Below are 12,566 nucleotides of genomic sequence, written 5' to 3' on the forward strand. Positions count from 1 at the left end.
GCACCGCGAACCGGGCACTCCGTTCGGGCTGAGCTTGTCGAAGCCGCACCGCGAACCGAGCCCTTCTACTGGCCGTCCTGAGCATTGTCGAATGGGGCCAGGGTGAACGGATAGATGCGCATCAGCGCACCTCGACCAGCACCCGCCCCCCCACACGCCCATCCAGCAGGTCCTGCGCGGCGGGGATGACGCGATCGAGTGGCAACACCTCGACCATCGCGTCGATCACCTCGGCACTCAGGTCGCGCGCCAGGCGCTGCCAGACCGGGGGCCGCCGTTCGGCCGGACAGTAGACGCTGTCGATGCCCGCCAGCGTGACGCCGCGCAGGATGAACGGCGCCACCGTAGCGGGAAAGTCCATGCCCTGGGCCAGCCCACAGGCGGCCACGGTGCCGCCGTAACGCGTGCTGGCGCAGGCATTGGCCAGCGTGTGGCTGCCCACGCTGTCGACCACGCCCGCCCAGCGTTCCTTGGCCAGCGGCTTGCCCGGTTGCGAGAAGGCATCGCGCGGCAGGATGTCGCGGGCGCCCAGTCGGCGCAGGCGCTCGGCCTCGGCCGGGCGGCCGGTCACCGCCACCACGTCGAAGCCCTGGCGCGCCAGCAGGGCCACCGCGAAGCCGCCGACACCGCCGCCGGCGCCGGTCACCAGCACCTCGCCCTCCTGGGGCCGCACGCCGTGCCGCTCCAGGGCCTCGACGGCCAGCATGGCGGTGAAGCCGGCGGTGCCGATAGCCATGGCCGACCGCGCGTCCATGCCCTCTGGCAGGCGCACCAGTTCGGAGGACTTCACGCGCGCCTTCTGCGCGAAGCCACCGAAGGCCGTTTCGCCGCGGCCCCAGCCGGTCATGACCACGCGGTCACCGGCTTGCCACTCGCCGCTGCTGGACGACTCCACCATGCCGGCGAAATCGATGCCGGGAATCATGGGGAACTTGCGAACGACCGGTGCGCGGCCCGTGATGGCCAGGGCGTCCTTGTAGTTGAGGGAAGACCACTCGACGCGCACCAGCGTATCGCCGTCGGACCACACGGCATCGTCGAGTTCGCGAACGGATGCCTGCGTGACGCCGGATGCCTGCTCCAGCCAGATTGCCTTGAACACCATGTACTCCCATGAAGGTGGATCCGCGGGTCGTGTCCGACGCGAACGTCGGACGAAAATAGACCGGCGGTCGGCAAACCGAATGAGGGTTGACCCGGGGCGGGCATCCGGCTCACCGCGTGCAGCGCTACAGTGCGCGCCATCACCAGCCCCCGCAGCGCATGGACAGCTTCGTCGAGTTCGATTACGTCATCATCGGCGGCGGCAGCGCCGGCGCGCTGCTTGCCAACCGCCTGAGCGCCGATCCGTCGCGCAGCGTGCTGCTGGTCGAAGCCGGCGGCCCCGACGACTACCCCTGGATCCACATTCCGGTGGGCTACCTGTACTGCATCGACAACCCCCGCACCGACTGGCGTTTTCGCACCGAGGCCGAGGCCGGGCTGAACGGTCGCTCGCTGCTGTACCCGCGCGGCAAGGTGCTGGGCGGCTGTTCCAGCATCAACGGCATGCTGTACATGCGCGGGCAGGCGCGGGACTACGACGGCTGGGCCGCGCTGGCCGGCGAGCCCGACTGGAGCTGGGCCGGCGTGCTGCCGGACTTCAAGCGGCACGAGAACCACCATCGCCTGCGCGGCCGGCGGGCGCCGGAGCCGGTCTCCCGCAGCGTGCCTTCGCAGCCGATGGATCCGACCCAGCGGCTGCCTTCGATCGACGAAGACGTGGGCACCTGGCACGGCGGCGACGGCGAGTGGCGGGTCGAGAAGCAGCGCCTGCGCTGGGACATCCTGGACGCGTTCGCCCAGGCGGCGCAGCAAGCCGGCGTGCCGGCGACCGATGATTTCAATCGCGGCTCCAACGAGGGCGTGGGCTACTTCGAGGTGAACCAGAAGAACGGCTGGCGCTGGAACGCCTCCAAGGCCTTCCTGCGCCCCATCCTCAAGCACCGCAGGAATCTCACGCTGTGGACGCGGACGCATGCCTCGCGACTGGTGCTGGAGCCTGGCGGCGCAGGCGCGTTGCGCTGCAAGGGCGCGTGGCTCGTGCGGGGCGGAGATCGGGTGCAGGTGCGGGCGCGGCGCGAGGTCATCCTCTCGGCCGGCGCCATCGGCACGCCGCAGCTGCTGCAGCTCTCGGGCATCGGCCCCGGCGGCCTGCTGCAGCGCCACGGCATCGGGGTGCTGCGCGACGCGCCCGGCGTGGGCAGCAACCTGCAGGACCACCTGCAGGTGCGCGCCGTCTTCAAGGTCGACAACGTCAAGACGCTCAACACGATGGCTGGCAGCCTGTGGGGCAAGGCCTTGATCGGGCTGGAGTACGCGTGGCGCCGCACCGGGCCCATGAGCATGGCGCCCTCGCAGCTGTGCGCCATCACCCGCAGCGACCCGGGCCGGCCGCACCCCAACATCCAGTTCCATGTGCAGCCGCTCAGCCTGCCCGCCTTCGGCCAGCCGCTGCACCGCTTTGCGGCGATCACCGCGAGCGTGTGCAACCTCAACCCGACCAGCCGCGGCACGGTGGCCATCCGCAGCGCCGACCCGGGCGCGGCCCCGCTGATCGCGCCCAACTACCTCAGCACCGACGAAGACCGCAAGGTGGCGGCCGACTCGCTGCGGGTGGCGCGGCGCATCGTGGCGCAGCCGGCGATGGCCCGCTACGGGCCCACCGAGTACCTGCCAGGCGCGGAGCACCAGGGCGACGACGCGCTGGCCCAGGTGGCCGGCGACATCGCGACCACCATCTTCCATCCCGTGGGCACCGCCCGCATGGGCCGCGCGGACGACCCGGGCGCCGTGGTGGACCCGCAGCTGCGGGTGATCGGCGTGGCCGGCCTGCGGGTGGTGGACGCGAGCGTGATGCCGCGCATCACCAGCGGCAACACCAACAGCCCGACGCTGATGGTCGCGGAGAAGGCGGCGCGCTGGATCCTGGCAGAGCGCTGATCGCCCCGGGCCGATCGCGAGCGCCGCATGTGGCCTGGCCGGCGACAATCGAGCCGCCATGCCAAGCCCCGCCCGCACCCGAGAGCCCACCCGCGCCCGCGCCGACAAGCCGGCAACGACGCGCCGCGGCAGCGGCCGTCCCGCGGCCGATGCCAGCGTGGGTCGCGAGGTCATCCTCGCGGCCACCATCGAGTTGCTGCGCACCCGCACGCCGGAGCAACTGAGCGTGGTGGAAGTGGCCGCCGCGGCCGGGGTCAACCGGGCGCTGGTGCGCTACTACTTCGGCGACCTCAAGGGCCTGCTGATGGAAGCCACCCAGCACCTGATGCGCCAGCTGCAGGACCGCATGGAAACGGCGCTACGCACCGAGGGTGACCTGGCCGAGCGGGTGCACCACCGCCTGATGCTGCGGCTGGAGTTCATGCGCGAACACCCGCACTTCGAGCGGCTGGCGCTGTCCGAGATCTACCAGTCGGGAGCCGAGGGCGGCGACGACCCCGAAGGCACGCCGCTGCACCGCATCACGCAGCGCGGCCTGGAACTTACGCGCATGCTGCTGGACGACACTCCGCACTCACGGCTGGATCCGCGCTTCGTGCACCTGGCCATCCTCAGCGTGTCGGCCTTCCTGCCCATCGCGCAGCCGCTCCTGGCCGAGCTGTTCGGCGAAGGCCCCAAGGCCGACCGCAAAGTGGACGACTACCTGAAGTTCGTCGCGCGCATGCTGGCCGACACCATCGAGCGCAGCGACGTGCCGCCCGCGCCGAAGCGGCGCGGCGCGGCCTGACGATCGCCTCAGTCGGCCTGCAGGTTCAAGGTCTTGAGCAGGCCGTTGAAACGCTCGTAGTCAGCGGCCGTGCGCGTGCGCAGCGACTCGGGCGTGCCGCCCAGCGGCAGCGAACCCAGCGTGGCCATGCGGGCGGCCACGTCGGGCATGCGCAGGATCTCGTTCAGGTGCGAGTTCAACGTGGCCACCACCTCGGCTGGCATGCCCTTGGGGCCGTACAGGCCGTACCAGCCGCTGACCTCGATGTCCTTGTAGCCCAGCTCCTGCAGGCTGGGCACGTTGGGGGCCAGCGGCGAGCGCTGGCGGTCGGCCACTGCCAGCGGCACGAGCTTGCCGGTGGCGAAGTGCGGCGCCACGATGCCCAGCGAGGTGTAGACCAGCGGCAGGTGCCCGCCGACCACGTCGTTCACCGCCGGCAGCACGCCCTTGTAGGGCACATGCCGGAAGCGCGCGCCGCTCTCGCGATTGAGCAGCTCGCCCAGGATGTGCATGGGCGATCCGGTGCCGGGGCTGCCGTAGGCGATCTCGCGCGTCTTGCTGGCCGCCACCGCGTCGGCCACGCTCTTGAAGCCGCTGCCCGCGCTGGCCACCAGGAACAGCGGCGCGGTGCCGGCCTGGATGACGGGCGTGAAGCCATTGAGCACGTCGTAGCCGCTGCCCGCCGGTGTCTTGAGCACCGTCTGGGCGATGGTGAAAGTGTTGGGCGCAAGCAGCAGCGTGTAGCCGTCCGGCGCCGCGCGGGACACATGCGTGGTGCCGATGATCCCGGTCGCGCCGACCCTGTTGTCCACCACCACGGGCTGGCCGAGGCGGGCCGTGAGCTTCTCGCCGAACATGCGCGCGATCACGTCGGTCTCGCCGCCCGCGGGATAGGCCACCACGATGGTGATCGGCTTGCCCGGGTAGCGCTGCTGGGCCCAGGCCGGTGCCGTGGACGACAAGGCCAGCAGGGTCGCGGACAGCAGGAATGCACGTCGTGCCAGTTTCATGATCGAGCCTCTCGAGGTGGGTGGTGGTGGAAGAAAGGATCAGCGCCGGATCGCGACGCGGTGCATGCGCCGGGGCGCGGGGTAGTAGTCGTTGACGGCGTAGTGCTGGGTCGCCAGGTTGTCCCACACCGCCACCGAGCCCTTGCGCCAGCGGAAGCGCACCTGCCACTCGGGCACCTTGGCCAGGCCGCTGAGGAAGGCGATGAGCGATGCGCCCTCGTCCTGCGACACGCCCAGGACGTGCGTGGTGTACAGGGCGTTGACGAAAGCCACCGGCTGGCCGGTGACCGGGTGTTCGAGCACCACGGGCTGTTCGATGGGCACGTGCTTCTGCCGGGTGGCGCGGTACAGCTCGCCGCTGGGGTCGCGTCGCAGCACGTTGTCGCGCAGGGCCGGTGCCTCCCAGTTGTGCACCGCGCGCAGCCCCTTCAGGTGCGCCTGCAGGTCCTTGCCCAGCGATGCGTAGGCGGTGGTCATGCTGGCCCACATCGTGTCTCCGCCGGTCTGCGGCACCTCCACCGCGTACAGGCAGGCTCCGGCCGGCGGCGTGGCCTGCCAGGTGAGGTCGGCGTGCCAGATATCGGTGCCGGTCTGCGTGCCCTGGGTGATCAGCAGCTCGACGTGCGGATCGTCGGGATGCGAGGGAAAGGTGGACGACACCGGCTCGACCTTGCCGAACACCCGGGCCACGCGCACCTGCGCCGCGGGACTGAGCTCCTGGTCGCGGAAGAAGATCACCTGGCGTTCGGCGAGCAGCTCGCGCAGGCGGGGGGCATGGATCTCGACCTGCCGCGCATCGGACAGGTCGATGCCGCCGATCTCGGAGCCGATGGAAGGGGTGAGGTGTTCAACGTGCATGGGCTGCCTCTTCAGGGACCGGTGGCGTGGCAGCGGGCGCGGCGGTGGCGCGCTCGTCGTCGATCAGCCGCTGCAGCACGCGCCGCGCCCGCACGGCCGCGGCGTCGGTCTTGAGCAGCGAGGGCCCGAGTGCCATCAGGTCGACGTCCGCGCCGATGTTGGCCTGCTGCGCGGCGATCATGGGTTCGTCCTCCATCTCGAAGGCCTCCACCAGCACCTTCTCCAGGAACTCGTCCAGCCCCGGCGCGTCGTGCCGCGGATCCCAGGCCACCGCCCAGAAATAGTGGGTGCGGTCGGCGCGCTCGGGCGTGAGCAGGTGCAGCAGCGACAGGCTCACGCCCGCCTCCGGCGGCGCGCCGGTCTCGGTGGCGCCGATGTCCAGGAACAGGTTCGAGGGTGGGTGCCAGCGGATGCACGAGCGCGCATCGCCCCTTGCCACCTCGCGCTGCCACACGCGGCGCAGCATGGGGCTGACCAGGCAGTCGTGCTTGAAGCGGTCGGAATGGACCACGCCCTCCACCTCGCGCACCTCGTGCCGCGTGGATTCGAGCGAGCCCTCGCTGGTGAAGGACGGGTGCAGGAACTCGACGTGGCTCAGGTCCAGCAGGTTGTCGATCACCAGCCGGTAGTCGGCTGGGATGGTGATGGTGCCAAGGCGGGTGCGCATGCGCGGCTGGTCGAACGGGCGCAGGTCGGGCAGGAGCGCGGGGTCGGCCTGCTCGGCGTCGCCGGCCCAGATCCAGGTGAAGCCGTAGCGGTCGAGCACGGGAAAGGAGCGCGCGAAGGTCGTGCGCGGGATCGGTCCGCCGTGCGGGTTGTGCGTGCAGCGCCCATCCGGGCCGAACTGCAGCCCGTGGTAGCGGCACTGCAGCTGGTCGCCGCGCAAGGTGCCGGCCGACAGCGGTGCGAAGCGGTGCGGGCATCGGTCGAGCAAGGCGACCGGCTCGCCGGCTTCGGTGCGGTAGAGCACCACGGGGGAGTCGAGGATCACGCGGCGCAGGGGCTTGCGGTTGATCTCCGTGACGGGCGCGGCGACGTACCACGCGTTGTTGAGGTATTGCATTCACCTTCCTGTGAGCAGCATCCGCAGCTTATTGCCACTTGTGCGAATAAAAGGATGCTTGCAGAAGGTGGGGGTCGTGTCAACGGGCGTTTCGATACACACGTCCCGGCTGAGCCCATCGCCCTGGCCCCGGGCAGGCCCATCCGAGGCCGGCACCGTGCGTCGATCGGCACCCAGGGTACGCTGGGCATCGCACGCCGCCGCCCCGCGTCTCTTTCGCGCGTCGGGCGAACGTGGGCTCCTCAACCCCGGCAAGGTCTTCGTCGCCCTCTGAACCACAGCTCCGAGACATGACCCCTCCCACCCTCTTCTCCCACCTGCCCCGCTACGGCGGCGACCCCATCCTGGCACTGATGGACGCCTTCTCCAGGGATCCGCGCCCCGACAAGGTCAGCCTCGGCATCGGCCTGTACTTCGACGAGCAGGGCCGCCTGCCGGTGCTGTCGTCGGTGCGGCAGGCGCAGGAGGCGCTGCTGCGCAATGGCGGGCCGGCGCCCTACCTGCCGATGGAGGGCTCGGCTTCCTACCGCCAGGCAGTGCAGGAGCTGGTGTTCGGGGCGCAGCATCCGGCCGTGCTCGATGGCCGCATCGCCACCATGCAATCCGTGGGCGGTTCGGGCGCGCTGCGCGCCGGCGCCGACCTGCTGCGCACGCAACTGGGCTGCACCCAGGTGGTGGTGCCCGACCCCACCTGGGACAACCACTTCGCGCTGTTCGAAGGCGCCGGTTACCAGGTGGGCGGCTACCCCTACTACGACACCGCCACCGCCGGCATCGCCTTCGACGCCATGCGCCGGTTCCTGGCCACCCTGCCGGCGCGCACCGTGGTGCTGCTGCACGCGAGCTGCCACAACCCCACCGGCATGGACCTGGATGCGGCGCAGTGGCGCGAGTTGGCCGGCCTCTTCGCCGAGCGCAACCTGATCCCCTTCGTCGACATGGCCTACCAGGGCTTCGGTGACGGCGCCGACGAAGACGCGGCATCGATCCGCCTGCTGGCCGACGCCGGGCTGGAGTTCCTGGTGGCCAACTCCTTCTCGAAGAACTTCTCGCTGTATGGCGAGCGCGCCGGTGGCCTGAGCGTGGTGTGCCGCGACGCGGCGGCGGCCGAGGCCGTGCTGGGCCAGCTCAAGGTCACGGTGCGCCGCAGCTACTCGACCCCGCCCGCGCACGGCGCCGCGCTGGTCGGCGCGGTGCTGCAGTCGCCCGAGCTGCGCGCGCTGTGGCTGCAGGAACTCACCACCATGCGCCAGCGCATGCGCGACATGCGCCAGGCGCTGCATGCGGCGCTGGTCGCGCGCTGCGGCCAGGCGCACGACTTCGGCTACCTGCTCGCGCAGCGCGGCATGTTCAGCTACACCGGCCTCTCGCCCGACCAGGTGCGGCGCCTGCGCGAGCGGCACGCGGTGTACCTGGTGGACACCGGCCGCCTGTGCATCTCGGGCCTCACGTCCGCGGCCATCGACCACGTGGCCGACGCGATCGCCGCCGTCCTTGAAACGCCCGCAGCCTGAAGGAGCCCGCATGTGCCCGTACAACGACCGACCCGCCCCGACGGCCTCACCCACGCCGGAAGCCATCGTCCAGCAGGAGGGTGCCCAGCTGGATTTCAGCGGTGCCATGAGCTATGGCGACTACCTGCAACTGGACCAGGTGCTCACCGCGCAACGGCCGCTGTCGCCCGCGCACGACGAGATGCTGTTCATCGTGCAGCACCAGACCAGCGAGCTGTGGATGAAGCTCATGCTGCACGAGCTGCGCGCGGCCGTCGCCGCCGTATCCGAAGACCGCATGCCCCAGGCGTTCAAGGTGATGGCGCGGGTCTCGCGCATCATGGAGCAGCTGGTGCACGCCTGGGACGTGCTGGCCACCATGACGCCACCCGAATACACCCAGGTGCGACCCTTCCTCGGTCCGTCCAGCGGATTCCAGAGCTTCCAGTACCGCTGCATCGAGTTCACGCTGGGCAACAAGAATGCGGCCATGCTCAAGCCCCACGAGCACCATCCCGAGCGGCTGGCGATGGTGCGCGCGGCCTTCGAGGCGCCCTCGCTCTACGACCAGGCCATCCGCCGCCTGGCCGCCGCCGGCCTGCCCGTGCCGGCCGAAAGCCTCGATCGCGACTGGACCCAGCCCTATGTGGCCAAGGAAGCGGTGCGCCAGGCCTGGCTCACCGTCTACCGCCGGCCGGACGCCCACTGGGACCTGTACCAGCTGGCGGAGAAGCTGGTGGACATCGAGGACAGCTTCCGGCTCTGGCGCTTCCGCCACGTCACCACCGTGGAACGCGTCATCGGCTTCAAGCGCGGCACCGGTGGCACCGGCGGCGTGAGCTATCTTCGCAAGATGCTCGACGTGGTGTTGTTCCCCGAGCTTTGGTCCCTGCGGACCGAGCTATGAGCCCCCGGAGCGCCTTCGGCGCTTCCCCCCAGGGGGCGCAACCAGCGGCGTTCCGCGGTTGCCGCTGGAAAGGCCTTTCGTTTCGCCATCGACCGCGGGGCAGCCAAGTCATTGAAAACCGAAAGGATCATGGAATGAAGGAAGTTCTGGATTGCGGGTTGCCGGCGCTGTCGCAACCCTTCTCGTGGGTGGTGCGCAGCACGGGTCGCATGGTCTTTACCGCGCACGGGCCGGTGCGGCTCGATGCCACGATCGACACCGGCCCGGTCGAACAGCAGGCCCGACTGACCTTCGACAACCTCAGGCGCGCGGTGCAGGCCGCCGACGGCACGCTGGAGAACGTGACGCAGGTGCTGATCTACCTGACCGACATCGCCGACATGAAGGCGGTGGACAACGTGTACCGCGAGGTCTTCTCGGCGCCCTACCCCAACCGATCGTCGGTGGCCGTGTCGGCCTTGGCCGTGCCGGGCATGAAGATCGAGATCGTCGCCTACGCGATGGTGTGACGCGCATGGCCACGTCGCCGAAGGCTCGACCCGCTCAGCTCGCGCCGTGCACCCGCTCGTTCAGGCGGGCCACGAGTTCGTCGATGGTCCGGTGGAATAGCCTCGACGCCTTCTCGTCGTCCATCGCGAACACCGAGTCGCAACTGGCCTGGATCTCCGCCGTGAGCCGAGCCAGGTGCGCGCGGCCCTGCTCGGTCAGTTCGATCCGCGCGATCCGGCGGTCGTTCTCGTCGCGTGCGTTCTGCACCAGGCCGCGCTCGGCCATCTGCGCGATGGAGCGGCTGAGGGACGACTGCGGCAGTCGCGTGAACTCGGCGATGCCGTTGAGATGGCAAGGCCCCTGCGCCGACAGGCAGACATAGACCCGCCATTGCGCCACGGTCATGCCGCTGCGGCCGAGGGTGGCGGCCAGCAGGTCCTGCGTCAGGCGCGACAGCACCGACAACTTGTGCGGCAGGAAGTGATTCAAGTCGAAGTCCGCGTCCGTGCCTGCGGCAGCCGCCTTGACGGCAGGCTTGCGGGGCGCGGACGGAGCGGCTTTGGGCTTCATCCGTCGATCGTCACTTCTTGAACACCGGCGAGATGTTGGTCCACGCACGCGGCGGCAGGCTCTTGTCCCAGGCGGCGTAGCGGGCCTTCAGGTCCTCGAACACCTGCGGCTCCTGCGCCGACACATCGTTCTTCTCCTGGGGGTCGGCCTGCAGGTCGAACAGCTTGGCGATGCCGTTCCTGATCTCCAGATACAGCTTCCACTTGCCCATGCGCACGGCCGAATAGCCGGCCAGCTTCCAGAACAGCAGCTCGTGCGGCGCGCCCTCTTTCTCCTTCTCGAGGTAGGGCAGCAGGTTCACGCCATCGAGTTGCTGCGTGCCGGTGGTGGGCACGTCGCAGGCGGCGGCTACCGTGGGCAGGATGTCCAGCGTGCTCACCGGCTCGTCGTACACCTGGCCGGCCTGGATGCGGCCGGGCCACTTCATCACGTAGGGCATGCGGATGCCGCCCTCGTAGGTGGTGTACTTGCCGCCGGAGAACGGGGCGTTGCTGCCGGGGCGGCTGTCGGCGCAGCCGTTGTCGCTCACGAAGACCACCAGGGTGTCGTCCTCCAGGCCGAGCGCGCGCAGCTTGTCGAGCACCGCGCCGATGACGTCGTCCTGGGCCTGCACCAGGGCGCTGTAGGCACGCACGCTGATGTTGGCGATCTTGTCGCGCAAGGCCTCGAAGTAGTTGCGCGGCACCTGCAGCGGTGGCACCGGCGAGTTCATCGGGAAATAGAGCATGAAGGGCTCGTCCTTGTTTTCCTCGATGAACTGCAGCACCTGGTCCCGAAAGAAGAACATCAGGTACTGGTCCACGTCGATCAGCTCGCCGTTGCGGCGCACGCCGTTCAAGCCGTGGCGGGTCCAGGCCGTGTCCTTGGCCTCGTCGTGGAAGTCGACCTTCAGGCTGATGTAGTCCGGGTCTTCCGGGTTGGTGTGCTGCAGGCTGGTGTTGCCGTAGAACACGCACGAATAGTCGAAGCCGCGGTTGTTTGGCAGGAACTGCGGCGCATGGCCCAGGTGCCACTTGCCGACCACGCCGGTCTTGTAGCCGGCGGCCTTGAACACCTCGCCGATGTTCTTCTCGGTGGTGGGCACGCCGCGCCGCATGAACTCGGCCTCGCCCTGCAGCGGGGCCAGGCTGCCGTCTTCCAGGCGCACCTCGCGCCGCTCGGGGAAGGCGCCCGAGGACACCTGCTGCTCGAAGCCGAAGCGCTGCTGGTAGCGGCCGGTGACCAGGCCCGCTCGGGCCGGGCTGCATAAAGGAGCCGAGGTATAGCCGGCGGTGAACTTCACGCCGGCCCGGCCGATGCTGTCGATGTGCTTCGTCTCGATGCGCGTGTTGCCGTACAGGGACACGTCGCCATGGCCCATGTCGTCGGCCAGGATGACGATGACGTTGGGGCGGCGGGTCGAAGGGTTGGAGGCCATGGGGCGATGCTCCTTGCGGGTTGCGAAGATGCGGAAGCGGCCCGTATCATGATCGAATGCAAATGCATATGCAAGTGGATATATCTCGGGCCAGGCATGGCATGCAGTGGATCGAAGGTGGCGCCTTCGCCATGGGATCGGCGCGGTTCTACCCCGAGGAGCGCCCCGTGCGAGTGGTCGAGGTGGACTCGTTCTGGATCGACGAGACGCCGGTCACGAACGCGTCCTTCGCGGCCTTCGTGCAGGCCACCGGCTACCTCACGGCGGCGGAACGGACCGGCAGCTCGGCCGTGTTCGAGAAGACAAGCGGTCCCGTCGATCGCTTCGATCCTGCGTTGTGGTGGCGCTTGCGCGAGGGTGCCTGCTGGCGCAACCCCTGGGCCCGCGGTCTCGATGGACTGCAGGAGCATCCGGTGGTGCACGTCGCCTACGAGGACGCGCAGGCATTCGCGGCGTGGGCGGGCAAGCGGCTGCCCACCGAGGCCGAGTGGGAGTACGCCGCGCGCGGTGGGCTGGCAGGCGCCGACTACGCCTGGGGCGACCAGCTCGCCCCCGACGGGCTGGTGCTGGCCAACTACTGGCAGGGTGAATTCCCGCACCAGAACACGCTGCTCGACGGCTGGGAACGCACCTCCCCCGTGCGCAGCTACCCCGGCAACGGCTACGGCCTGTTCGACATGATCGGCAACGTGTGGGAATGGACCAGCGACCGCTGGTCCGTCGGCGGTGCGGCCGCCAAGCCGGGTTGCTGCGCATCGGCTTCACCGCGCGACGGCGTGCTGGAGAAGGTGATCAAGGGCGGCTCTCACCTGTGCGCGCGCAACTACTGCCAGCGCTATCGGCCCGCCGCCCGGTATGCGCAGCGGGCGGACTTGCCGACCAGCCACATCGGCTTCCGGTGCGTGGCGGATCGCCCCATCGATGCAGATTCCGGATCGACCGATCCGGTTTTGTGAATTCCCCACCGTCGATGCCGCTGCCTAGACTGGGTGTTTCCGCGCTCGCGCAACG

At 69.6% G+C, this 12,566-nt stretch carries 12 protein-coding genes; 6 read left to right on the forward strand and 6 right to left on the reverse strand.

Annotation, left to right across the window (positions count from 1 at the left end; genetic code table 11):
* Positions 1–121: 121 nt before the first annotated feature.
* On the reverse strand, positions 122–1,105 hold the full coding sequence (gene acuI, locus JI739_RS02510) for an acrylyl-CoA reductase (NADPH) (protein ID WP_201682258.1): 984 nt from the start codon (positions 1,103–1,105) through the stop codon (positions 122–124).
* Between the two features lie 158 nt (positions 1,106–1,263).
* On the opposite strand from acuI, the gene JI739_RS02515 reads away from it, so the two are divergent.
* Together JI739_RS02515 and JI739_RS02520 are read left to right on the forward strand one after the other, a co-directional pair.
* The gene (locus JI739_RS02515) at positions 1,264–2,982 is read left to right on the forward strand and encodes a GMC family oxidoreductase (RefSeq protein ID WP_201682259.1); all 1,719 of its coding nucleotides are present in this window, start codon (positions 1,264–1,266) and stop codon (positions 2,980–2,982) included.
* Between the two features lie 58 nt (positions 2,983–3,040).
* Positions 3,041–3,769 carry a TetR/AcrR family transcriptional regulator gene (locus tag JI739_RS02520; protein ID WP_201682260.1) on the forward strand — a complete coding sequence of 243 codons (729 nt, stop codon included), beginning with the start codon at positions 3,041–3,043 and terminating at the stop codon, positions 3,767–3,769.
* Between the two features lie 8 nt (positions 3,770–3,777).
* Here JI739_RS02520 and JI739_RS02525 read toward each other — a convergent pair whose 3' ends face one another.
* Genes JI739_RS02525 through JI739_RS02535 form a run of 3 tightly spaced genes read right to left on the reverse strand, consistent with a single transcriptional unit; the run spans position 3,778 to position 6,679 of the window.
* The gene (locus JI739_RS02525; protein ID WP_201682261.1) at positions 3,778–4,758 is read right to left on the reverse strand and encodes a Bug family tripartite tricarboxylate transporter substrate binding protein; all 981 of its coding nucleotides are present in this window, start codon (positions 4,756–4,758) and stop codon (positions 3,778–3,780) included.
* A gap of 39 nt (positions 4,759–4,797) precedes the next feature.
* A complete protein-coding gene (locus tag JI739_RS02530) occupies positions 4,798–5,616 on the reverse strand; it encodes a TauD/TfdA dioxygenase family protein (RefSeq protein ID WP_201682262.1) in 819 nt (272 codons plus the stop codon).
* Positions 5,606–6,679, reverse strand: a complete 1,074-nt coding sequence (locus JI739_RS02535; protein WP_201682263.1) for a Rieske 2Fe-2S domain-containing protein — start codon at positions 6,677–6,679, stop codon at positions 5,606–5,608. Before JI739_RS02535 ends, JI739_RS02530 begins: the two co-directional genes overlap by 11 nt.
* A gap of 290 nt (positions 6,680–6,969) precedes the next feature.
* Here JI739_RS02535 and JI739_RS02540 point away from each other — a divergent pair, with 290 nt between their 5' ends.
* From JI739_RS02540 to JI739_RS02550, 3 genes are all read left to right on the forward strand, one after another.
* Positions 6,970–8,193, forward strand: a complete 1,224-nt coding sequence (locus tag JI739_RS02540; RefSeq protein ID WP_201682264.1) for an amino acid aminotransferase — start codon at positions 6,970–6,972, stop codon at positions 8,191–8,193.
* A 10-nt stretch (positions 8,194–8,203) separates the two neighbouring features.
* Positions 8,204–9,079: a tryptophan 2,3-dioxygenase gene (gene kynA / locus JI739_RS02545; protein ID WP_201682265.1), complete on the forward strand. Its 876-nt coding sequence runs from the start codon at positions 8,204–8,206 to the stop codon at positions 9,077–9,079.
* Between the two features lie 134 nt (positions 9,080–9,213).
* On the forward strand, positions 9,214–9,588 hold the full coding sequence (locus tag JI739_RS02550; RefSeq protein ID WP_201682266.1) for a RidA family protein: 375 nt from the start codon (positions 9,214–9,216) through the stop codon (positions 9,586–9,588).
* A 34-nt stretch (positions 9,589–9,622) separates the two neighbouring features.
* Here JI739_RS02550 and JI739_RS02555 read toward each other — a convergent pair whose 3' ends face one another.
* Together JI739_RS02555 and JI739_RS02560 are read right to left on the reverse strand one after the other, a co-directional pair.
* The gene (locus JI739_RS02555; protein WP_201682267.1) at positions 9,623–10,138 is read right to left on the reverse strand and encodes a MarR family winged helix-turn-helix transcriptional regulator; all 516 of its coding nucleotides are present in this window, start codon (positions 10,136–10,138) and stop codon (positions 9,623–9,625) included.
* Between the two features lie 10 nt (positions 10,139–10,148).
* Positions 10,149–11,555: a sulfatase-like hydrolase/transferase gene (locus JI739_RS02560; protein ID WP_201682268.1), complete on the reverse strand. Its 1,407-nt coding sequence runs from the start codon at positions 11,553–11,555 to the stop codon at positions 10,149–10,151.
* Between the two features lie 101 nt (positions 11,556–11,656).
* Between JI739_RS02560 and JI739_RS02565 the strand changes: the two genes are divergently transcribed.
* Positions 11,657–12,511, forward strand: a complete 855-nt coding sequence (locus tag JI739_RS02565) for a formylglycine-generating enzyme family protein (RefSeq protein WP_201682269.1) — start codon at positions 11,657–11,659, stop codon at positions 12,509–12,511.
* Positions 12,512–12,566: the final 55 nt, after the last annotated feature.

The organism is Ramlibacter aurantiacus (genome assembly GCF_016722895.1).
Lineage (GTDB): Bacteria > Pseudomonadota > Gammaproteobacteria > Burkholderiales > Burkholderiaceae_C > Ramlibacter > Ramlibacter aurantiacus.